The sequence below is a fragment of the Acidimicrobiia bacterium genome, from assembly GCA_040880805.1.
GTDB lineage: Bacteria > Actinomycetota > Acidimicrobiia > IMCC26256 > DASPTH01 > DASPTH01.
Map to the genome: position 1 here is coordinate 1 of JBBDHW010000023.1, position 22840 is coordinate 22840.

The following is a 22840-nucleotide window of genomic DNA, read 5'->3' on the forward strand; positions in this document are numbered from 1 at the left end:
GCGGATCGGTCATCACACGCACGCTGCCGCCGGCGCAGTGGAAGTCGAGCTCGTGTACGAGCGTGTTCTCGCGGTAGCGCCGCGCGACGCGCTCGACCTCGCAGGCTGGGGCGAGCAGCCAGCGGCCGTCCGAGTCGCTCCCGAGCAGCGCGGAGAAGCATGCGGCCGAGTCGAAGCGCGGCAGGCACAGCCAGTCGACCGAGCCGTCCAGGCCGACGAGCGCGGCCGTCTGCAGGTCGCCGATCAGGCCGTAGTCCTCGATCCGCACGGCTAGAGCCTCACTCGAGGATGCCGTCGGAGTGCGGCCCGCTCGAAGGCGGCCGCATACTCGTCCGCGGCGTTCTCGTCGAGCGTCGTCGAGTACGTGTCGCGGAGCTCGCCCAGCCGGTCGGCGACCGACTCGAGCACGAGCTGATTGCCGTCGATCAGCCCCGCCGCGGCCGCGTCGACGATGCCCTCACCATCACCCGCGATGAGCACGGGCTGCGCACTCGGTGCGGTGTGCACGATCGGTACGGCATCGGTCACTCCGAAGAGCGCTACGGGTGGAGGATCCTGGGCATCCACCGCGGTGCGTAGTTCGACATTGTCGAGCATCGGCAAACTCGGTGACGGACGATTCGGCAACGCCTCACCGAACAGCTCGGGTGCGTCGAGTCCGGGTGCGAGCGGTTCCGTGAGCTGGGACCAGAGGAGGCGCGGGCGTGGGGTGTTGAAGCGTTCGTACTCGAGGTCGGATCGAAGCACGATCGTTCCGACGTCGACCAGGCGCGCATACGCCGCGAGAGACGAGGGTTCGAACGTGCCCTCCTGGAGGCGGTGGTCGAGCGCTTCGAGGATGTTCACCGACGCAGGTGTGCCCGCGGGCAACACCTCGCGAGCGACGAAGGGTCGGTCGATCAAGCCGGGGGTCACGGGCTCGACCGTGTTCCCCCATCGATACGCCGAGAAGTTGATGCCCGGTACTTCGAGCACCCGCGCCGCGTCGCCGTCGCGCTGCAGTGCAGCGGTCGCGTCCTTCCAGTACGACGGGATGTCGTTCGGGCGATCGAGGTGCCGCGAGAGGTAACCCACTCGCCAGACCGGGATGAGCGCGGCGAGCGTCAGCGCTCCGACCACCGCCGCCGCCACGAGCTCATGCCGCCGCGAGCGAAGTGCCGTCACACCCGCCGCGAGCAGCCCCGCGAGGCCGAGCACGATCAACGGCACCACGCGCGCGGTGTTGCGCAGCGCGAGCCCGGCAGCCGTGTCGTTGAAGGCCTTGAAGAGCGCGCCGTACGGGCTCGGGTTGTCGTAGGGCCAGGCTCCGACACCGATCACGGTGCCGACGACGACGAGCACTGCGAAGTACGCACGGTGGCGCCAGCGGAGCACTCCGGCAGTGGCGAGCGCGAGGACAGGTATGGCGAAGCTCGCGAACACGACAAGTCCGTCGTGGAGGTAGTCCGACGCCTGGTCGATGGAGAAGCCCACCGCGTCGCGGCCGTAGAAGATCCAGTTGCCGATCCCCCGCAGCAGATCGGTGGGCGAGGACGACCTGGCAGCCGTGCGGAGCGACTCGGTGAGCTGGAGGACCGGCAACCCGTACGCGCCCTGCATCCGCAGCCCCACCACCCACCAGACCGAGACACCGGCGCTCAAGACCGCGATGCGCGCTGCCGCGCCGACCGTTGCGCTCGCTGCCGCCCGACCACCGCACGCAGCCATGACGAGCCACAACGCCGGCGCGATCAGGACGAACACGAGCGACGACGCGTTCACGCTGCCGACGCTGAGGACGACGAGCGCGAACAGCGCGGGGTCGCGCCAGCCGCCTTCGCGGACGGCGCGCATCGTGAACGCGACGAGCCACGGGAGCCCCGCCCAGGCCAGCAGGAGCACCGAGAACCGCGCGGTGTACGCGAGCTGGTACGGAGTGAGCATGTACACGAGCGTGCCTGCGAGCGCTCCCGCTCGACCCGTGCCGAGCATGAGGAAGAGCCACCGTGCACCCAGCGCCGCCGCGAGCGAGATCGTGCCGAGCCACAGACGTTGGGCCACCCAGTCGGGTACGCCGACTGCCTCCATGAGCCAGTAGTACGGCCCCATCGGGAACAGGTATCCGATCCCCTGATGGGGCACGGTGCCGAACCCGACGTGTGGATCCCAGAGGTACGGTGCGCGCGCGAGAAGCCGTCCGGGGTCGAGATACAGGTACTGCTTGGTGTCGATGCTGACCCTGCCCGGCGACGAGAGCAGGAACGGGACGTAGGCCAGCGCGGCGAGGCCGACGACGTCCATCAGCCGGCGACGGTCGACGCCACGTCGCGCGGTCGGCGCCGCCACAGCTTCCATGTGGCCACGGATCGTAGACGTGAGTCCGCGCGCCCACGCGTCGGCTGCACGATCGATCTCGAACAGTGCTCGGTAGACTGCGGCGCATGGCGGCGCTCGGAACCGGTCTCGACGCGCGGCCCGACTCGACCGCCGCCTTGGCGCCTGAACCCACCGCGACGATCGCGGCACCCACTTGGTTCGGTCGCAACTGGCCGGTGCTCGCGCTCGGGGCGGCCGCGATGGTGATCGCGATCGTCGCCCGCCACGTGATCTACCCGTCGTTCTCGTGGAACCGGGACGAGCTCACGTATCTCTGGCAGACCGACGCACTGCGCGGCGGTCACATCTTCACGACCGGCGGCGGCGCGCCACAGTTCTACTGGCCATGGCTGGCCGGCCTCCGTGGTGATGTCTTCTTCCCGCAGTACACGGTCGGCTGGCCGCTCGTCCTGCTGGTGGTCGACGTGATCTTCGGGTCTCCCGAACTCGCACTCGCGCTCGGAGCGGCACTTGCCGTGCTCGGCACGTACGCGTTCGCTCGCGCGCTCACCGACGACCGTCAGCTCGCCCTGGTGTCGGGAACCCTGATGCTCGCCTCACCGATCGTCGTCATCCAGGGCGGCGTGTACCTCGCCTACCTCTTCTCACTCGGGCTCGGCCTGTTCTTCGGCGCCGCGTTGCTGACCGGCCTGCGCCGCGAATCACGGTGGTTGTTGCTCGGGGCGGGAGTGATCCTCGGATGGGTCCTCCTGACGCGCCCGTACGACGCCGTGTTGTGGGGCGGCCCGCTGTTCGCGTACGCGGTCTTCATCTCGTGGCGGAAGTGGGGGGCGCTGTGGCGCGCCGCGTGCTGGGTCGCAATCGGTTTCGTGCCGTTCGTCGCGTTCACGCTGCTGTACAACCGCCGCGTCACCGGGAGCTTCACGCAGTTCCCAATTACGGCGAAGGATCCGCTCGACACCTTCGGGTTCGGGCCGCGACGGCTCATGCCGATCGGGCAGATCTTCGACTACTCGATCGGTCGGGCCGCTCGAAGCGTGGCGCACAATCTCCGAACGGCTCCGGCGTTCCTCGTCGGTGGCTGGCTCGGCGCGGCAGCAGCAGTTGCCGGCTTGTGGCTCCGGAGGCGCGAGCGCAGCACGCTGGCACTCCTCGCGCTCGCGGCCGCGTTTCCGGTGGGCTACTTCTTCTTCTGGGGAAACCTGCTCTCGGGTCGCGCCGCCTCGTTGTCGAGTCCCATCTACTACGTCCCGCTGTATGCACCGGCATGCATCTTCGTTGCCACCACCGTGATCGCGGCATGGCACCGCCGGCGCGGTCTGGCGGTCGTTCTCTGCGCCGTGGTCGCGGTCGCCACGATCCCGTACCTCGTCTCGAAGATCGGTACCAACCACAAGATCAGCGCGGCGCAGCAGGCATGGAAAGGGGCCACCCGCTCGATCCAAGGCAGGGCAGCGGTCATCGTCGAGCACTCCGGCCCCTACCTCATGCACCTGAACCCGTACTCGCAAAACGTGCCCGACCTCGACGGAAAGATCCTTTATGCAGTTGATTCCGCCGCGGCGAACCTCGACCTGATCGCCGCGCACCCCGACCGGACGCCCTACCTCGAGCGCACGAGCGATCCCGCGTTCGACGATCCGGTCTCGTACCACGACGCCCCCCTCCCGCGGGTCTCGCTCATCCCACTCCGTGTACTCCGCGGCAAGACCGTGACCTTGCGTGTGCGCGTCAGCGACCCACGCGACGAACTGGCCGTCGTCGTATTCCTCCAGATCGGCAACCACGTCGAGCAACGCACGCTCGCTACCGACGCGAGCGCGGGCGCGACGTACGAGACGGAATGGACACTGGCGCCCGCCGCCTCTGCGGATCTCACGACCGGCACGGTGCCGCTCACCAAGCGATTGGGCACCATCAGGATCGGGATGGGTGCGGCCGCAACACCCGGCGACGCTCTCGCTCAGAAGCAGGTACAGGAGCGGTTCTCGTACCGTCTGAACGCCGACACCGACCAGGTCGAGGTGCTCTATCCGAGCCGCAAGTTCGTACGACACCGGCGGGGCCGCACGCTGGTGCGCGAGGTCGACCGGCTGCGCGAGCTCGGCGTCGAGATCACGACGAATCTGTAGGTTCGGCGACCTCCCGGCCCCGGATGCGCACGACCTCGACGAGTGCGTCCGCCGCAAGGAGCAGAACCGCCAACCACGCGAGATTCGCGACCCGAGTGAAGTGCTCGACCCAGAAGTATCCGTATGGGTAGGCATACCGGTACTGCTGGACGACCACGTACAGGGCAGTGATCGCGATGCATGCGGGCGCGCCGACCGTGAGGAGCGGTCGCAGACGCGGCCGAACCAACACCGCGGCGACGAACGCGCCCACGATCACACCAACCCACCAGCGTGCGACGAAGGCGCCCGCGAGCCCGGCTCCGATCGCGGTGACGATCGCGGCGCGCCGACTCACGCCCGCGCCGCGTGCGACGAGCGGGCTCGCCAGCTCTACGTCGCCGTCGAGCGCGGCGCTCTCGTCATCGTTGCCCCGTCGGCGCCGCCACAGCGCGAGCGCGAAGCACAGCACGAGGGCGACTCCAGAGATCGCGAGCGCGATCCACACCGTGCGCTGTGGAGTCCATTCCAGCGTGACGGCGAAGCTCGCGGCACTGGGTACGACGAGCCAACCGTTCGCGTAACCGTTCACGAGCGTGGAACCGCCGGCATCCACGCCGTCGACGGTCGCCTTCCAACCGGCATTGTTGCTCTCGCCGAGCACGAGCCAGAACGGCTTCCCGGGCTGCGCACCGCTCACATGGAGCTCCATCTTCGACCGACCGTTGTTGACCACTCGTACGACGGGTGTGTCGGTAGGAACGCGCTCGGCCGACCGGGTGGAGTTCGCCAGCGAACCACCGGGGCCGAGTGCTATCGGCGTGCCGTCGAGCTGGGAACCGAGCACGAGGCCGTCGAGGTCGATCCCGGTCGTCGTGCCGGGGGTGGACTGCACGACATGGTTGCCGGCCGTGAGCGTCATCGCGCCGTCGCAGGGCTCGAGATCGACCGCGCCACCCCCCTCGGCCTGCCCGGTGTCACCGGTCAACCGCACACGTCGGGGCGCGCCGTCGACCGCGAGGAGATCGGTGTGGCACGTCGGCGGGAACTGCGTGGGCATGGGCGCCCGCACCACGCCGGGCACCCCCATCTCGGCGATCGCAACCGGCATGACGATCGGCTGGTTGTCGTGGTACTCGATCGTCGTGACCGGGCGGATCGCGGTGATCGTGATGCGCAGATCGTTCGCGGCGAGGGGATCGAACGACACCGGGACATCGACGGTTCCATCGGGGGTGGTCTGGTCGACGATGGGCGGGAGGTCGACCGTGCGCGACTCGCCGCCGGCGTCGATGCGGACCTGGGTGGGTACGGAGTGGCGGCCGTCGGCCACGAGCTGAAGATCGAGATGGTCGACGGTGATCGGCTGCGCGGTTCGCACGTCCACCCACTGCCCGACCGGTTCGCCGAACGCGGTGTTCCAGGCGGTGCCGGGATCGCCGTCGAACGCGGCCGACCCGCGGGCACGCACGTCACCGGGAAGGTGCTGTGACGCCTGGACCGTGATGCCACCTGCTGTGGCGTCGGGGATGCCGAGCACCACGTCGATCACATCGTCGGGGGCGGCGGCGGCGAGGCGCGCGCTTCCTCCCCACCCGAAGCCCCGCGAGTTGGGCACCCGCAGCTCGCGCACGAGTGCGTCCTCGTCCTGGGAGTACCTCGGAGGAATCACGGCGTTGCGCGATCGGCTCATCACGAACACGAGTGGACGGCCGGCCGCGAGCGGACCGGCGGCGTCGACGAGATCGGTCGGCATGCGCACGGTTTCCGTGGCGCGAAGGTTCTGCGCACCCGGCGCATCGTCGCGCAGACCGATCTCGGCGAAGCCGACGCCGTTGTTCCCCGGATAGTCGAACGTGTCGCCCACGTTCGTGTCGTCGAGGGTGATCTCGAACCGGTGGAAGGTCCGCCTCGGGAAGGCCACGGTCTCGCCGTCGGAAGTGCGCGATGCATCGTGGAGATCGACGTTGATGGGATTCTTGCCGTCGAAAGTGAGCGTGATCTTCGTGAGGTATCGGGCTCTCGGCCCTACGAGCGGCTGCACGAGGTTCACATGGTCGGCGGTGACCGGCTCGGCGAGGTCGATCCGAATCTTCTCGCCGAGCACCGAAGCGTCGGCCACCTCCCACGCGGTGTCGACGTTGGCGTCGACTGCGCGCGAACCGCGCAGCTCGGGAAAATAGGTGAGCACGTTCCCGAACCGCGTGGTGCTCACCTTCACGTTCGGTGGGACCACGACGGTCCGTGTGTCGGGACCTGCGCCGGGGAAGAGGTCGAGGCGCGCGTCGAACTCGTCCTTCGCGAGGGCAGATTCGCCGACCCGCTCCGTCGGCCCCTCCACGTTCTTGATTCCTGTCCAGCGCCGACCGCGCTTGCGGTTGGAGTCGGTCACGACGAGCACCGAGCCCGGTCGTGCGATCTCGGCGCGCAGCGCAGCCTGATCGTCGGCGAAGGACGCCGAGTAGAGCGTGACGCCGCGGCCGCCGAGTGCTCCGAGCGCGGCGAGGTCGACGAGACCCTCCCCGTCGCCCGCGACGATGAGCGCGTCGGTTGCCGACGCGCTGTGAACGATCGTCGGCGCATCCTGCACGGGGAACACCGACACGGGCGATGGCTCCGGCGCGTCCGGCGGGAGCGCGAGCGCGACCTCGTCGACCTGTGTGGAGTGCAGCGGCGGGCCCAGCCCCGACCCGTACCCGGTCGGTTGGCCGAGCCCGTCGGCCACAGACGGCTCGGTGAGCAACAACCATGTGGGCACGGCACGCGCAAGGTCGAAGCGGTCGGTCTCGAGGTCGGCCCGGTACACGATGTCGCCCACGCTCATGAGCCGGGCGATCGGCGCGACGGCGGCGGGATCGAGCACGCCCTCCTGGAGCCTGCGGTCGAGCGCGTTCAGGAGGTCGGCCGTCGCCGGCGACCCCCACGGCACCAGCTCGCGCGCGACGTACGTCCGGTCAGCGAGGCCGGGCGTGATCGGATCGACCGTGCCGCCCCACCGGTACGCCGCGAAGTCGGCGCCCGGGAGCTCGAGGATGCGGGTGTCGTGCGAACCGGCGTCGAGATCGTCGATCGCGGCGGTCCAGTACGACGGGAGGTTCTCGTCGCGTTGGAGGCTCTCGCCGTAGATCGACCCGTTCCACAGCGACGGCAGGTTCACGGCCGCGACCACGATCACCAGCCCTGCGAGCACCAGCCCCGCAACAGGAACGCCGCGCCTCGACCACGATGCCGCGAGCGCGTTCACGCCCAAGCCGAGCAAGACTGCGACGCCGAGCGCGACGAGCGGAACGGCACGCGCGGTGCTGCGCAGCGCGAGCCCGAAGCTCGACGACTCGGCGAACCACTTGAACATGCGCCCGAGCACGGAGGGATCTTCGTAGGGGTTCGCGCCGACCGCGACGACGAACCCGATCAGTGTGACGAGCACGAAGAACGCGCGGTGCCGCCACCGCACGAGCCCCGCAGCCGCGAACGCCAGCAGCGGCAACGCGAAGCTGGCCGCGATGAGCCAGAGGTCTTGGGTGTAGCCGACGCTCGGTTCGATCCACGCGCTGATCTTGTCGCCGCCGTAGAAGAACCAGTACCCGAAGCTCCGCAGCACCTCGCTCGGAATCGAGGCGTGCGACACCGTTGCCAGCGTCTCCGTGAACTTCAGGATGTCGAGCCCGTAGGCGCTTTGCGTCGCGAGACCCACGATCCACCACAACGACGCGAGGATCGTGAGCCCTGCGATCTTCGCGACCGTGTTGACGGTGCGCCGCCAGTCGACCTCGTGGGTGACGAAGACGGCGTAGAACACCCAGAGCACGGGCACGATCCCCGCGAACACGAGCGCAGTCGCGTTCACACTGCCGACCACCTGCACGACGATCGCGAACAGCGCCGGGTACTTCCAACCGTCGTCGCGCAACGCGCGGATCACGATGGCGAGCATCCACGGGAGACCTGCCCATGGCAGCAGGATCACCGAGAGGCGCGCCGCGAAGTCGAGCACGTACGGCGAGAGCATGAACACCAGCGCCGCGACCACGACGCCCGGGCCACGCACGTGCAGCGTGCGCAGGAGGTACAGCATCCCGAGCGCCGCGAACAGCAGGATGGTACCGAGCCAGAGTCGTTGCGACACCCAGGCAGGCACTCCGAAGAAGTGCATGAGCCAGTAGTAAGGGCCCATCGGGAACAGGTACCCGATGTTCTGGTGGGTGACGGTCCCCAACCCGATGTTCGAGTCCCACATCGACGGCGCGCGCTCGAGGAGCCGGCCGGGGTCGAGGTAGAGGTAGCTCTTGGTGTCGGCGACGACCCGGCCCGGCGCCGTGCGCAGCAGCGGAATGTACGCGAGCGCGGCGAGCACCCCGTACCCCAGGAGGCGCAGAGGACCGCTCGAGACGCGCGCAACGCTTTCGGGTTGCGCGCGCGAGCGGTGCGCGTCGAGCGTTGCGGTCACGAGCCGGCGCGGCGCCGAATCGCGGCCTGCGCGAGCACCTCGAGGGTGCCGCGTGCCGTCGCCTCCCAGGTGTAACGGGCGGCGTGCTCACGCGCGCCGGCGCCAAGACGGGCGCGCAGGTCGGGATCGGAGATCACCGTGTCGAGACACGCGGCGAGTTCGTCGCGCGTGTCGGCGAGCAACCCGGTGCGCCCCTCGATCACCGCGTCGACGAAGCCGGGTACACGGGTCACGACCGACGGCGTGCCGCACGCCGCAGCTTCGGTGACAATCATCCCCCATCCCTCACGCGAGGAGGCCATGGAGAGCACCCACGCGCGCCGGTAGAGATCGATCACCTCGTCGTCGTCGACGCGACCCGGAAGGCTGATCCAGTCTTCGGCTCGCTCAGCGCGGATCTGTGCCTCGAGGTCGGGCCGGCAGTAGCCCTCCCCCGCGATCACCGCGCGCAGTGCAGGGTGCCGCGGCTTCAACGCGACGAGCGCGTCGATCAGCATGTCGTAGCGCTTCACCGGGACGAGACGGCCGACCGCGACGACGAGTGGGACGTCGGACTTCTCGCCGTCGGGCGTGAACTGCGGATCGATCCCCGGCGGGACCACGGTGACGTGGTCGGCCCGGAACTTGAGATCGTGCACGATCTCCCGCTTGCTCGACTCCGACAGCGTGACGATCGGCGTGTGCCGGTACATCGGTGGCGCGACCCTCGACTCGACGAAGTTCCCGAACGCCGCGAGCCGGCGTGGCAGCGTCATGCGCCACATCTCGGCGTGCACGTGGTGCAGCCAGGTGACGTGCGTGGTGCGTGCCCAGAGCGGCGAGAAGAACGGCATGCCGTTCCAGATCTCGACGAGTCCGTCGCGCCCGCCGTGCCAGCCCATCATCTCGCTGAAGGCCGCGCGGGGGAACACGAGATACCGGCCGGCCTTCCGGATCACGCGGTAGCCGTCGCGCCAGCTCACCACTGGGTGGTTCGCCGCATACGAGGTGCGCATCGTGACCTCGATGCCCGCCTCGGCCCACAGCGCGGCGATGTTCGACGCGTGGAGCTCCGACCCGCCGGCCTCCGGATCGTCGAGGTCGCGCCATGCCAGGATGCTCACGCGCTCGAGACCGGCCTCACCGGCGACGTCGCCGAGCTTGGCGATCTCGGCATCGTGCCCGGCGGCGACCGCCCGAGTCCGTTGTGGCGCGCGCTCTCGACGGGGCCGGATCATGGTCGAGGAATGGTATTCCGCCACCAACGCGGAGACGGGGCGGGGCCCAGCGTGCTCAATAAGCTTCTGGCGCATGGCCCGCCTGACCGGCGAGCGCCCGATGGAGGGCGCCACACCCGACTCGCTCCTCGCGTTCCACGACGCGGGCTACCGCGAGATCCGCAACCGGCTCGGATCCGGCGCGGTCCTCGACGTCGGTTGTGGTGTGGGCACGGAGACCGCCGGCCTCGCGGCACCGGGCCGCATCGTGCTCGGCGTCGACTACAGCGCGGAGACGGCCGGCGACGCCGCGCGCCATCTCGGCACCGACGGCCTGCGGTTCGCGGCAATGGACGGCGCCGCGCTCGGTGTCCGCGACCACACCATTGATTGGGTGTGCTCGTCCCACATCATCGAGCACTTCGTCGCACCCGAGCGGCACGTCGCCGAGCTCGCGCGTGTGTGCGCGACGGGTGGCCGGGTGTTCGTGATCACCCCGAACCGGCCCGCAGACTTCGAGAACCCGTTCCACGTCTCTCTGTTCGAAGCCGCCGAACTGGCATCGATGCTCCGTCTCTTCTTCGACGACGTCGAGGTGCTCGGCCTCGAGGGCTCGGCCGAGTTGCACGAGGACTTCGCCCGTCGGCGAGCGAGCGGTGAGCGCCTGCTCCGACTCGACCCCCTGCGTATCCGCCAGCGCGTGCCGAGAAGCTGGTACGTGTGGGGCTACGAGCACGTGCTCCCGGTGGTGTACCGCGCGCTCGGCTCGTCGACCACCGGCATCGGTTCCGGCATCGACGACTCACACTTTTTCGTCACCGACCAGATCGAGCCCACGACTCCCGGCCTGTTCGCGATGGCGTCCGGCCCGCGCGTCTGACGACGCTGTTGTCGTGAAGCGCCCGGAGAGCCGCTCGAACAACGAGCCCGAGCCTCCGCTGCGCAACGCGTCGGCCCACTCGAGCCACTCGCGCCGACGTCGCCACACCACCTCCGCGAGGCGGGGGCTCACCGACCGCCGGAGCGGCAGGTAGCCGAGCTCCCACGGCACGAGCAGGGCCCAGAAGGTGAGATCGTCGCCCGCGCCGCCGGGCAACACGTGAACGTGGATCCGCATCGACCCGTGAACGACGTGGAGGAGGCGCTTCTCGATCGCGTCGGCCAGCACCGCGTCGTTCACCTCGATGATGCTCGCCACGTCCGGTGGCGGTTCTGACAGTCGGTACACCGCGCCGCGACCGAAGTCGAGCACCCAGAACGGGAGTAGCGACGCCGGCACCTTGAAGACGATGGGCCGGCGCGGCAGAGCGCGGCGGAGCAACACCGAACGGAAGACGTCGAGGAACCCCTGGAGGTAGGTGGCGAACTGCGCGTACTCGAGCGTCACACCCTTCTCTGCGATGGTCTGCGCGTCGATCTTGGGCTGCACCTCGGCCGCCAACTCGTCGAGCCGGCGATCGCGGTCGACGTACCAGTCGATCCCCGAACGTTCGAAGCCCCCCGCCGAGCTCCACCGGTCGCCCGGATCCATCTGCACGGCTTCGGTGGTCGCGTTCGGACGTTCGTGCGCGAAGGCGCGCACCACGTCCTGCGGAGTCACGAGATGACGGTTCACGTGCCGGCTCTCAGGATGCAGGAACGCGACCATGCTGCCGAACGGCACGCCGTACCGCGGCTCGAGCTCCCCCACGACGCTGAGCCAGTCGCGTATGTAGTCGTCTCGCGTGACGAGCGTGAGGTCGTCGGGATCGTCGGCTGTGTAGCACGTGGGGTACGCCTGCGCGAACGAGTAGCTCTTGAAGACGAACGTCGGCGTGCCGAACTCGTCTCGTATGTGGCGTAGCGCTCGTCCGCGGATCTTGCTGTCGTTGACATCGACGAGCACGTCGTTGCCGTCGGCAACCACGAAGACGGTGTCGTCCGCGCCGTACTGATACGAGGCGACGCGCACGCGGGGACCGAGCTGCACGACCTGCCCGTGCGGGAGCTCCATCACCTCGTGAAAGTCGAGCGCCCGCACCTCTCCTGCCATCACGTCGATCCCGAACTTCGGTACGAGCACGTGAGTTCGGCGGTCGATCCGCCTCATCGAGGGGAAATGGAAATGGTCGAAGTGGTGGTGGGTGAGGTAGACGTAGTCGGGGGCGAGCCAGGCCGGGGCGGCGTCCTGCGTCGGTGGGTAGTGCCACCATGAGCGCCAGTAGCACGAGCCCGACAGCCAGGGGTCGACGAGGATCGTGCCGGCGCTCGTCTCGACGTAGAGGCAGCTGTGGCCGATGATCGTGAAGCGCATCGCGTCAGGTCCCGCGCGTCTTGCGCCGGTCGTAGTGCTCCACCACGTCGGTCTGCTCGACGGAGGGCTCGTGTGCGACCCGCTCGAGCTGCGGCACGAGCCACGCCGCGACCATGCCCGCACCCTCGACCGTGAAGTGCACACCATCGTCGCGAATGCGCACGCCCCGGAGATACTCCGCGAACCTGCCGCCGGGAGAGACGTAGCGATTCAGATCGATCAACTCGTACGCGCTGGGGTGCGCGACGACGTAGTCACGGAGCAGCGCGTTCACGCGGTCGACACGCCACGGCTCGTACTCGGGAAAGCTCTCCGATCCTCCGACGAGCTCGGGACGAGAGAAGAACGGCGTGGTCAGCACCACGATGTTCGCACCCTGCGACGCGAGCAATCGGGTCGCCTCGCCGAGCTCCGACAAGAAGTAGCGGTCGAATCCCACCGAGCCGGGGCTGTACTGCCGGCCGTCGATCTCTCGGTCGAGCAGGTCCCACGCGCCGGTGAGCAGCACGACCACGTTGGGCTGGAACTCCACGATCCTGTTGACCCAGCGTTGGTTCCAGTCGTCGCATTCGAGCTGCTGGTCGATGAGCTCACCGCCGACGCGGATCATGCCGCCGCGGAGCATGCCGCACCCGAACGTGCCGCCGTTCCTGAACTCGACGCTCCCGTTGCTCGCGGCCGCGACGTTCCCCAGACCGATGCCGAGCGTGACCGCTACGGAATCCCCGACCAGGAGCACACGGGAAGCTGTGGGCGCGGTGGGCACCACGCTGCTCTCCGGAGTGGGGGCGCGCCGAGGGGCCTGGCGCTCGACCGAGCCCCGGGCGACGTTCGCCACCGACGTCTCGCCGCCGGTGGTCGACAGGACCAAGGCCACGACGAGTGCACCCGCGACCGCCGGTATCACGAGCGCCGGCCGCGGGATCCGGAGCGTCCCCCGACGGATCGGTCGCTCGACCAGGTAGTACGAGAGGTCGGCGAGAACGAACGTAGTCGCGAGGCGCAGGAAGAGGAGGGCGTTCCCCTCGACTCCGGTGCGGGCAGTGGTGAGCGTGAGGTAGACGGGCCAGTGCCAGAGGTACAGCCCGTAGGAGATCATCCCGATCCAACGGAGAGGGAACCACGACAGCGCCAAACCGATGGTCCCCCGGTCGGGCTGCGTCACCGACACGATGACGGCGACGACGGCGAGCGCGGCGAGGAGGAAGCCGCCGCGATAGAGCCCGTCGGTACGCTCCGACATGTGCGACCACAACCACAACGTGTACACGGCACCGACGAGCGCGGCAGCCCGGAGCACGAGCCGCGCCGCACGCGACCTGATCGGACCGTGGAGGTACACGAGGATCGCCGCGATCGCGCCGAGAAGCAGTGACTGCGCGCGGGTGTCGGTTCCGTAATAGACACGCGAAGGGTCGTGCCCCGGCGCGTAGAGCAGCCCCATGAGCACCGCCGACCCGACGAGCATCGCAAGCGAAGCCGCGAGCAGGACGCGCAGCGAGCGCCCCACCGCGAGAACACCGGCGACGATCAGCGGCCAGATCAGGTAGAACTGCTCCTCGATCGCGAGCGACCACATGTGCCGGAACGGTGACGGCTGCGTGAAGTGCTCGAAGTACGAATCGCCGGAGAACACGAACTTCCAGTTCGCGACGTAGCCGATCGTCGCGAAGCCGTCAGAGCGGATGCGCGCAACCTCTCCCGGCGCCGCGAACACAGCCGCGTAGACAAGGATCCCGACGATCACGAGCCCGAGCGCGGGGAGAAGGCGTCGAGCTCGACGCGCCCAGAACGCGGCCAGATCGATTCGCGGTCGCGAACTCCACTCAGTAACCAGCAGCGTCGTGATGAGGAAGCCGCTCAGCACGAAGAAGGCGTCGACTCCGAGATAGCCGCCGATCATCCAGGATTGCCCGGCGTGGTAGAGCAGCACTGAGCCCACCGCGAACGCACGGATCCCGTCGAGCGCGGGCTGGTAGCTGAACTGTGACGCGGGACGGTGTGACGACTCGCTCGCCGGAGACCGCGCCGATTCCGCGTCGACCTCAGGCGAAGTCGGTGGTGACTCCGCGACGCGGGCCGTCTCGTGCAGGGTTCGAGCCAGCTCCGTTCCCCCAGTGGCAGCTCGCGTGCGGGGCCGTTACAGGATATGCGACACCACAGACCCGCGTGACGGTCGGCACAATCCGGCGAGAGGCCACTGGTAGCGTGCGCGGCGATGGCCGCCCGCAACCGTCGCTTCTTCGCACGGATGGGTCTCGTCACAGCGGGGGCGGCCATCTGGCGCGTGTGGTACGCGGCCGCGATCGTGGATCCCCGCGTGCGCGACGTGCGCCTGAGCGACCAGGTCTTCTACACGGTGCAGGCGAACCTGCTCGCCCACGGTCACGGATTCTCCAACCCGTTTGCCTTCATCTTCTTCGACCGCGAGATCCCGACCGCGCTCCACCCACCGCTCTACTCGCTCGTGTTGGCGCTCCCGGCCCGGCTCGGGATCACCAGCGAGCTCTCCTATCGCGTCATCACCGCGCTCCTCGGGGCGGTCGTCGTGTTCCTCGTGGGCATGCTCGGCCGCCAGCTCGGGGGCGACCGCGTCGGCATCGTCGCCGCGATCCTCGCCGCCGCGTACCCTCCGCTCTGGACCAACGACGCGGTCATCGGGTTGGAGACGCTCTACTGCCTCCTCGTGGTGCTCGCGTTGATGGCCGCGTACCGGTTCTGGGACTCACCCGGGATCAAGCCGGCCGCGGCGATGGCCGTCCCTCTCTCCCTCGCGGTGCTCACGCGCTCGGAGGGACTGGTCCTGTTCGTGCTGCTCGGGGGGTCGACGGTGCTGCTCGCGCGCGGTATCGACTGGAAGCGCAAGCTGCAACTGCTCGGCGTGGTGGCCGGGATCGGTGTCGTCATCACCGCGCCGTGGGTGGTTCGGAACCTCGTGACGTTCGAGGAACCCACCACGCTCGGAACTGGCTTCGGCGGCGTCCTCGCGTACGGCAACTGCGACACGACCTATTACGGCGAGAAGTTGGGGTACTGGGACGACAGCTGCAGCTTCGGCGACTATCCCCGGAACCTCGAGGAGAGCGTGGTCGACGCGCGCGCACGCGACCAAGGGCTCACGTACATTCGGAATAACCTCGACCGCGTGCCGGTGGTAATGCTCGCAAGAATTGGCCGCATCTGGAACGTGTTTCAACCGGTCCAGGATGTCCATCTGAACGATGCGTTCGAACGACGCGGCCTGGTCGAATCGTGGGCGGTGCTCCTCGCCTACTACCTCTTGATCCCATTCGCGATCGGCGGGCTCTTCGTGATGCGGCACCGGCACCTTCCGATCTTTCCGATGCTCGCGATCGCCGCCGCGGTCACGATCACCGTCGTGGTGGGATTTCCGGTCACGCGTTATCGCGCGCCGTTCGACCTCGTGATACCGGTCCTCGCCGCGTTCTCGCTCGACGCGCTCTGGCGCCGTTACCGCGCGGCGAGATCCGCCTCGAGCGCGCCGCTTGTCGACGACGCCTGTTCCACTCCCCGCTCGGTCGAGCACGTGGCTCCATGACTGCCGAGCCGTCGACCGCCCAAAGCTCGACCATTGGTGCGCCGACGACGCCGCGGCGCACGACCTCCACGCGCGACCCCGTGAGGTTCTTCGCCCGACGGCTCGGCGTCATCACGGTGTTCGCGTTCGCGGTGCGCGTGGCCAACGTCTTGTGGTGGCGACCGACTACCGATATCCACAGCTACCACAACGGCTATTACCTCTGGGGCGACGCGTACTACTACCACTGGCAAGCAAACGCGCTGGCCAAGGGCTATTGGTTCGTCGACCCGTTCCGCTTCTCGATCTTCGGCTCCACCCACCGGCCGAGCAGTGTGCACCCGCCGCTCTACACGATCTACCTCTCGATGTGGTCGTGGCTCGGGCTCGACACGGTCACCTGGCACCGTCTTGCATCGTGCGTGCTCGGCGCGGCTGCGGTACTCGTGATCGGCATCGTCGGGTACCGAATCGCGGGCACCGCCGTCGGTCTCCTCGCCGCCGGCATCGCCGCCGTGTATCCGCAGCTCTGGATCAACGACGGCATGCTGCTCTCCGAGCCGATGGCGGTGCTCACTGCCGCGGTTGTGATCCTCGTGGCGTACGAGTTCTGGCGCCGGCCGAGCATGCGATGGGCGGTGCTCCTGGGTCTGGCGTGCGCGCTCGCGACTGCGAGTCGGTCCGAGCTCAGTCTCCTGTTCCCACTGCTCGTGATTCCTCTGGCGCTCCTCGCGAAGGGCCCGGATCGCAAGCGACGGCTGCAAATGGCGGGAGCCGCGTGCGTCGCGGGAGGGCTCCTCCTCCTGCCCTGGGTCACGTTCAACCTGCTCCGGTTCGAGGAGTTCTCCACCATGAACACCGGGTTCGGGGCCGCGCTCTCCGCCGCGAGCTGCGACGAGACGTACTACGGGGATCGCATCGGCTACTACGCCGACTGTTTCCAGGGCCCGTGGCCACCGCCCTCGTACGACGAGTCCGAGAGCGACGCGGTGGCGCGCAAGGACGCGATGAAGTACATCAAGGCACACCTCGGGCGACTGCCCGTGGTGGCCGCGGCGCGCGTCGGTCGCCTGTGGGATCTCTACATGCCCGGCGACACCACGAGACTCGACTACGCGCTCGAGGGACGGGGCCGTGCCGCGTCGTGGATCGGGCTCTTCTCCTATTACCTGCTCGCACCCTTCGCGGTGGTCGGCCTGGTCGTACTGCGACGACGACGAGTGCCCCTCCTGCCGCTCATGGCGTTCATCGTCATCGCAACGATCGCGGCGGCGCTCTTCTTCGGAAACACGAGGTACCGCGCGCCCGCTGAGGTCTCCGTGGTCCTCGCGGCCGCCACCGGGATGGTCGCGGCCTGGCACCGGCTCGCCGACCGGCGTTCGGACCCGGTCGCTTCCGCCTGACCAACAACCTCGTGCACACCGTCGACACCGCGCCTTCCACGATGCCCGCGCCGGCGCGGCGCCGCTTCGCCCTCGCGCTGACCGGGGTGGGGCTCGCCGCGCTCGTGATCCGGGTCACCTGGGTGCTCGTCGCCCGGCGCAACTTTGTGCTGAAGGGCGACGACTTCTACTACCACTGGCAGGCGAACGCGTTGGCCGACGGGCTCGGTTTCGTCAATCCGCTCACGTGGAAGGCGCTCGACCGGCTCGACCCCAGTGCCGCACACCCCCCGCTCTACACCCTCTACCTCGCGGCGGTGTCGTGGTTCGGGGGCACGAGCGCGCTGACCCACCGGTTGGCGTCGTGCGTGCTCGGCGCGGGGGGCGTGGTGGTCATCGGCCTCGTCGCCCGCCGCATTGCCGGCGACCGGGCAGCCCTCATCAGCGCGGGTGTCGCGGCCGTGTACCCCATGCTCTGGATCAACGACGGCATGCTCGTGTCGGAGTCGATGTACGTGCTCGTCGTCGCGGCGATCCTGCTTGCCGCGTACCGGCTCTGGGAGTCGCGCTCGGTACTCGACGCGGTCCTGCTCGGGGGCGCGATCGGCCTGGGCGCGCTCACCCGACCCGAGGCCATCATGCTCGTGCCCCTCATGGGGCTGCCGCTCCTGCTCGCGCGCGACCGCGACGTTCGCTCGCGGCTCACCGTCGTGGTGGTGGTCGGAGCCGCGTGCCTGCTCGTCATCCTCCCCTGGTGGGCGCGCAACCTCGCGACCTTCGAGGAGCCGGTGTTCCTCGCAACCGGTCACGGAAGCGTGCTCCAGATCGCGAACTGCGACAGCACCTACTCCGGTCAGTTGCTCGGGTACTGGGACATCCGGTGCTTGACCGCGTCGCGCCCGCCGGAGAACGCGGAGCAGCAACGGCTCCTCGAGAGCACCAAATTTCCGGGGATCGCCTACCTCCTCCTCCAAGACCCACGCGACGAGTCGATCCCCGACGTCAAGGCCCGCAACCACGCGTTCGACTACATCGGTGACCACCTCACGCGCGCGCCACTGGTCGCGGCAGCGCGCGTCGGTCGCGTCTGGGGCGTCTTCCGAGTGGAGCAAGGAGTGGACCTCGATGTGTTTTTCGAGCGTCGAGGCGAGTGGCCGTCCTGGCTCGGGACCGGCATGTACTACGTACTCGTCCCGCTGTCGATCTACGCGCTCGTGGTCATGCGTCGGCGCCGGCTCCCGATCTCCCCGATGATCGCCATCGCGATCATGGTGACGGTGACCGCGGCGATCTCGATCGGCATCACCCGCTACCGGGTGGGTGGGGATGTGGCGCTCGCCGTCCTCGGTGGCATCGGGATCGACGCGCTCTGGCGACGGGTTCGCGACGAACGCGCGGGCTCGCGCGCCGAGCATGAACCGGAGCTCGCCGCGCCGTGACGACGGTCGTCGACGAACCGGTCGTCGCTCGATCCGCCGATCCGATCACGGTCGGTCGGGTCGCGCGCGAAACCGCGGTCGCGCTCGCGGTCGCGCTCGCGGCCGCCATCGTCGTCACCTGGCCACTCGCCACGAAGTTGGGTCACATCGCGCACGACCCGTTCGACCCGCGCTTCCAGGCGTGGACCATCGACTGGGTGCAGCACAAGTTGGGCTCGCCGGGTTCGCTGTTCAACGCCAATATCTTCGCCCCCGAACCCAACACGCTCGCCTATTCCGACTCGCTGCTCGGGATCGCGATACCGCTCCTTCCGCTCCGATGGCTGGGCGTGTCGCCGATCGGGCAGCTCAACATCGCATTGCTGCTCGGCTTCGCCACATCGGCCGCATCCGGCTACCTCTTCGGACGCGTCGCGACGCGATCAGTTGCCGTCGGCGCCGTCACCGGTGCCGCGTTCGCGTTCGGGCCGTTCGGGACGCTGTCGAGTGGCGCGCTGCACGCAACCGCGCACGCCGGCGTGGGCGTCGCGGCGGCCGCGGCGTGGTGGCTCGCCGACCGCTCCGAGGCGGGACGGCCGGTCGTGGCACCCGCCGTCCTCATGGCCGCCGCGATCGCATGGCAGGCGTCGGTCTCGTTCTATCCGGGTGCGTACGCGTTCGGCGCCGCCGCGATCGTGCTCCTCATCCGGTGCCGATCGCTCCGCGAGCGCGGCGTCGTCGCGGCGCTCACCGCCACCGGTGTCGCGCTCGTATGCACGCTCGCGCTCGCGATCCCGTACTTCCAGGTGCACAACGACCAGCCGACCTTCGCTCGGAAGCTGTCCGACCTCCCCGCGCTCAGCGCCGACTTCGGGGCCACCGACCCACGCCTCACCGTGTGGGGATCGCTCCTCGGCAAGGGCGACGACTGGCCTGTGTACGGCGAGCCCGCGTTCCCGGGAGCGGTGCTGCTCGTGCTCGCCCCGATCGGGGCGGTCGCCGGCTGGCGACGGCAGCGTCGCGTTGTCGTCGCCGGGGGCGCGCTCGTCGCGGCCGGCGCGCTGCTCGGGCTCGGTGCCGGTCCCAGCGGCTGGCGCCAGTACCTCCCGTACCGGCTCTTGTTCGAGTACGTGCCCGGATGGGAGGCGCTGCGCGCGACCGGACGCGCGTGGGTCGTCGGCCTGCTCGGCGTCGGTGTCCTCGCCGGTCTCGGCGCAGTGGCCGTCGGCCGATGGATCGCGAAGCGTTCCGGATGGGACGCACGCCGAACCGTCGCTCTCGTCGCGACGATCGCCGCGTTGGGTGTGCTCGTCGAGGGCTACGCACCGTGGACGGATCGGCCCGACGTGCGGGTAGCGGCAGTAGACGAAGCGCTCGCGGCGCGGCGTGAGCCCGGCGGTGTCCTCTACCTGCCGGCGATCGAGCCTGGCCGCACCGCGGGCGCCCTCAGTGGGTTCGCGCAGGCGGAGAACGTGTACGGAACCACCGCGCACCACCGCCGCACGCCGAACGGGTACTCGGGGTTCTTCCCGCCGTCGTGGAGGACGCTGTCCGCGCAGATGCGCACGTTTCCCGACACCGCCGCGCTCGACCGGCTGCGTGAACTCGACGTGCGCTTCGTCGTCGTGCGAGGTTGGGCCCGGGGTGGGCAATGGGGCGCGCTCCTCGACCCGCAGCAGGCCCGACCGCTCCGCTTCATCGGCCGCTACGGGGATGATCTCCTGTACGCGATCCCTGCGGTCGCGGGCGGAGGCTGAGATGACTACCGCGACCGGCGCGCCGCCGATCGAGTCGAGGCCCGGCACGATCGCCGCCCGGGCATTCGGCGTGATCGCGATCGGCGGCGTGGCGCTGTTCGGCCTCGTCTCGCTCGCGTTCGTCGTCCGCGGGCGCTTGAATGCCGACGAGGGTTGGTACCTCTACGCGGGCCGGTTGGTGTGGCGGGGCGAGATTCCGTTCCGCGATTTCTCGTTCACCCAGATGCCGCTGGTCCCCTACGTGTACGGGCTCTTCCAACTTCCGGAGCCCAGCCTGTACGTGGGCCGTCTCGTCTCGTTCGCCTTCGCCACGACGGCGGTCGCCCTGAGCGTGCGGGTGGCGTGGCGCGAGGCTGGCCGCGCCTCGGCCGCAGCAGTTGCGGTGCTGTGCCTCGCGTTCCCGACCGGGATCTACAACCTCACGCTCACCAAGACGTACGCGCTCGTGGCGTTCTTGCTGGCCGCGATACTCGCGGCGCTCACTTCACCGGGGCGACGAACCTTCACGTTCCCCGTCGCGACCGCGGCGGCAACCGGGCTCGCGCTCACGCGGACGTCTGGCATCCCGCTCGCGTGCTTCGTCGTCGCGTATGCGATCTGGCGCGCGCCCGATCGTGTGACGCGATGGCGCGCCGCGATCGTCCCCGCGATCGGGGCGATCTTCGCGGGCACGCTCGTGTTGCTCGACCCGAGCGCGGCACGCTTCGGCCTCAGCACGTTCCATCAACTGCTGTGGCACCACGCGTCGACGCGCACGCGCATCGACACCATCCTCACCGACCGCATTCCGGAGTGGGCAAGCCACTACTGGGGCTATCTCCTGCTGACCGCGGTCGCGCTGCTCGCCGTCGCTCTGTCATCAGACGTGCGTCGATACGTGCGTGAGAAACCGGTCTATCTCATGATGACCGTCGGGCTCATTCTGTACCTCGGCGTACAGCTCGTCGCCGGTCAATGGGCACCGATCGAGTACGTGGCGCCGGTCGTTCCCGTCGTCGCCGCGATGGCGACGGTGCTCGTGTTCCGGTGGTGCTTCGGACCGTCGGGCACCCGTCCGGCATTTCGCCTGGCACCGCTCGTGGTCGGGGGTGCCGTGCTCGCGCTCGCGGTGCTCACGATCTTTCATCCGAGCGCACGCGGGTACCTCGTCGACGACGCGACGCCCGGGACGATCGCAGCCGCGGATCGGGTTGCCGACTACGTGAGCGCACACACGGACCCGTCCGACGAGGTGCTCGCACTCTGGGGCCAGCCGCAGACGCTTGCCGCCGACCGCGACCTGGTGCACGACGCGACGTTCGGCATCTTCTCGTACGAAGATCTGAACACGCGGCACGCGAAGGAGCTGCACTACGTCAACCAGCGACGGCTCGTGGATCTGCTCGAGTCGGGCACGCCCGCGGCGGTCGTGCTCACCGACCTCGATCGCATGTTGTTCGACTTCCGCGGCTCACTGTCGCATCGCCGTACCGATCCGGACACGATTCCGAGCGCGCTCGCACGCCACTATCGGAAGGTGTACTCCGACACGGGCTGGGGAACCGACGGGCCGATCGGTGTCGACGTGTACCTGCGCAACGACCGCACGCCCTGAGGAACCTCGTCGGGCGGGCAGGTCACTCGGGTTCGGCGTCGACGCGTCGCGCGACCACGAACATCTGCTCACCCAACACGCGCCACGCGAGCGGCACGCGCATGTAGAGCCGAACGAGCGCCAGGCTGTGTGGCAGCCGGGTGTGCTTGATCGTGTACGGCAAGAACCGCGGGACGACCATCTCGGCGCGGAACCCGCTGATCGCCAACGCTTCGACCAAGCTGTAATGCGTGAGGGCGAGGTGGTGATCGAAGTAGTCCCAGTACCGTCCCGGCAGGTAGCGAATGTTCGGCATCACCACGAGGAGCCGACCGCCGTCGCGCACGATCCGGTGGCACTCGTCGAGCGTGGCGAGCAGCTCCGCCTTGTTCGGAAGGTGCTCGAAGAAGTTCGACGTGAACACGACGTCGACCGAACCCGTGACGATCTCGGGCATGGAGTTGCTGTTCGCGACCACTGCTTTGCCCTCGTCGAGATAGTGCTCGAGGTCGGGGTTGAGATCGACGGCGATCTTCTCGCCGCACCGAATCGCGTTGATGAACTCACACGAACCGGCTCCGAGGTCGACGACGGTCTCCGTGGGAGCGATGAACTGCTGGAAGTAGCTCTCGCAGAAGACCTTCCACATGCTCTGCTTGAAGGCGAGCTCCTCTGGCGTGAAGCGTTCGCCGTAGAGGCGCGAGAGCTGTTCGCCACTCAGGCCGTGCTCGTCGGGCATCGCCCGAGGCTAGCGGTCGCGTCTCGCGGCGACTTCGACATGAGTCGGGCAAGGTGGAAGGTACGCTCGG

At 68.8% G+C, this 22840-nt stretch carries 14 protein-coding genes; 7 read left to right on the top strand and 7 right to left on the bottom strand.

Translation table 11 applies throughout. The annotated features are described in order from the left end of the window. Both WD271_05210 and WD271_05215 read right to left on the bottom strand, forming a co-directional pair. Positions 1-268 (bottom strand): trehalase-like domain-containing protein (locus WD271_05210; protein ID MEX1007226.1); only part of this gene is annotated, 268 nt, incomplete at its 3' end. A 2-nt stretch (positions 269-270) separates the two neighbouring features. Next, a complete protein-coding gene (locus tag WD271_05215) occupies positions 271-2334 on the bottom strand; it encodes an alpha-(1->3)-arabinofuranosyltransferase family protein (protein ID MEX1007227.1) in 2064 nt (687 codons plus the stop codon). Between the two features lie 86 nt (positions 2335-2420). Here WD271_05215 and WD271_05220 point away from each other — a divergent pair, with 86 nt between their 5' ends. Next, positions 2421-4448 carry a hypothetical protein gene (locus WD271_05220; GenBank protein MEX1007228.1) on the top strand — a complete coding sequence of 676 codons (2028 nt, stop codon included), beginning with the start codon at positions 2421-2423 and terminating at the stop codon, positions 4446-4448. Here the strand turns inward: WD271_05220 and WD271_05225 are convergent. Both WD271_05225 and WD271_05230 read right to left on the bottom strand, forming a co-directional pair. Next, positions 4432-8874 carry an alpha-(1->3)-arabinofuranosyltransferase family protein gene (locus tag WD271_05225; GenBank protein MEX1007229.1) on the bottom strand — a complete coding sequence of 1481 codons (4443 nt, stop codon included), beginning with the start codon at positions 8872-8874 and terminating at the stop codon, positions 4432-4434. The two genes, WD271_05220 and WD271_05225, sit on opposite strands and share 17 nt — an antisense overlap. Further along, a complete protein-coding gene (locus tag WD271_05230; protein MEX1007230.1) occupies positions 8871-10091 on the bottom strand; it encodes a glycosyltransferase family 4 protein in 1221 nt (406 codons plus the stop codon). Before WD271_05230 ends, WD271_05225 begins: the two co-directional genes overlap by 4 nt. Before the next feature lie 73 nt (positions 10092-10164). Here WD271_05230 and WD271_05235 point away from each other — a divergent pair, with 73 nt between their 5' ends. Then, positions 10165-10950 carry a class I SAM-dependent methyltransferase gene (locus WD271_05235; protein MEX1007231.1) on the top strand — a complete coding sequence of 262 codons (786 nt, stop codon included), beginning with the start codon at positions 10165-10167 and terminating at the stop codon, positions 10948-10950. On the opposite strand, the gene WD271_05240 is transcribed toward WD271_05235, so the two are convergent. Together WD271_05240 and WD271_05245 are read right to left on the bottom strand one after the other, a co-directional pair. Further along, entirely contained in the window at positions 10873-12363 is a 1491-nt protein-coding gene (locus WD271_05240; GenBank protein MEX1007232.1) for an MBL fold metallo-hydrolase, read from the bottom strand. The genes WD271_05235 and WD271_05240 overlap by 78 nt on opposite strands. A 4-nt stretch (positions 12364-12367) precedes the next feature. After that, the gene (locus tag WD271_05245; GenBank protein ID MEX1007233.1) at positions 12368-14467 is read right to left on the bottom strand and encodes an acyltransferase family protein; all 2100 of its coding nucleotides are present in this window, start codon (positions 14465-14467) and stop codon (positions 12368-12370) included. Between the two features lie 114 nt (positions 14468-14581). Between WD271_05245 and WD271_05250 the strand changes: the two genes are divergently transcribed. Genes WD271_05250 through WD271_05270 form a run of 5 tightly spaced genes read left to right on the top strand, consistent with a single transcriptional unit; the run spans position 14582 to position 22052 of the window. Continuing rightward, positions 14582-15922, top strand: a complete 1341-nt coding sequence (locus WD271_05250) for a glycosyltransferase family 39 protein (GenBank protein ID MEX1007234.1) — start codon at positions 14582-14584, stop codon at positions 15920-15922. Beyond that, positions 15919-17304, top strand: coding sequence for a glycosyltransferase family 39 protein (locus WD271_05255; protein MEX1007235.1), 1386 nt, complete (start codon positions 15919-15921; stop codon positions 17302-17304). The genes WD271_05250 and WD271_05255 overlap by 4 nt, the downstream gene beginning before the upstream one ends. An 11-nt stretch (positions 17305-17315) precedes the next feature. Next, a complete protein-coding gene (locus WD271_05260) occupies positions 17316-18722 on the top strand; it encodes a glycosyltransferase family 39 protein (protein MEX1007236.1) in 1407 nt (468 codons plus the stop codon). Further along, complete coding sequence (locus WD271_05265) at positions 18719-20458, top strand: hypothetical protein (GenBank protein ID MEX1007237.1); 1740 nt, start codon at positions 18719-18721, stop codon at positions 20456-20458. The genes WD271_05260 and WD271_05265 overlap by 4 nt, the downstream gene beginning before the upstream one ends. Position 20459: 1 nt before the next feature. Next, on the top strand, positions 20460-22052 hold the full coding sequence (locus tag WD271_05270; GenBank protein MEX1007238.1) for a hypothetical protein: 1593 nt from the start codon (positions 20460-20462) through the stop codon (positions 22050-22052). A 22-nt stretch (positions 22053-22074) separates the two neighbouring features. Here the strand turns inward: WD271_05270 and WD271_05275 are convergent, their stop codons facing one another. Next, positions 22075-22770 carry a class I SAM-dependent methyltransferase gene (locus WD271_05275; protein ID MEX1007239.1) on the bottom strand — a complete coding sequence of 232 codons (696 nt, stop codon included), beginning with the start codon at positions 22768-22770 and terminating at the stop codon, positions 22075-22077. Positions 22771-22840 lie beyond the last annotated feature (70 nt).

Bases quoted from the DNA above. Each gene is read 5' to 3' on its own strand.
- WD271_05250 (MEX1007234.1), top strand. From the start codon at position 14,582: ATGGCCGCCCGCAACCGTCGCTTCTTCGCACGGATGGGTCTCGTCACA.
- WD271_05215 (MEX1007227.1), bottom strand. From the start codon at position 2,334: ATGGAAGCTGTGGCGGCGCCGACCGCGCGACGTGGCGTCGACCGTCGC.
- WD271_05240 (MEX1007232.1), bottom strand. From the start codon at position 12,363: ATGCGCTTCACGATCATCGGCCACAGCTGCCTCTACGTCGAGACGAGC.
- WD271_05220 (MEX1007228.1), top strand. From the start codon at position 2,421: ATGGCGGCGCTCGGAACCGGTCTCGACGCGCGGCCCGACTCGACCGCC.
- WD271_05270 (MEX1007238.1), top strand. From the start codon at position 20,460: ATGACTACCGCGACCGGCGCGCCGCCGATCGAGTCGAGGCCCGGCACG.
- WD271_05235 (MEX1007231.1), top strand. From the start codon at position 10,165: ATGGCCCGCCTGACCGGCGAGCGCCCGATGGAGGGCGCCACACCCGAC.
- WD271_05275 (MEX1007239.1), bottom strand. From the start codon at position 22,770: ATGCCCGACGAGCACGGCCTGAGTGGCGAACAGCTCTCGCGCCTCTAC.
- WD271_05255 (MEX1007235.1), top strand. From the start codon at position 15,919: ATGACTGCCGAGCCGTCGACCGCCCAAAGCTCGACCATTGGTGCGCCG.
- WD271_05230 (MEX1007230.1), bottom strand. From the start codon at position 10,091: ATGATCCGGCCCCGTCGAGAGCGCGCGCCACAACGGACTCGGGCGGTC.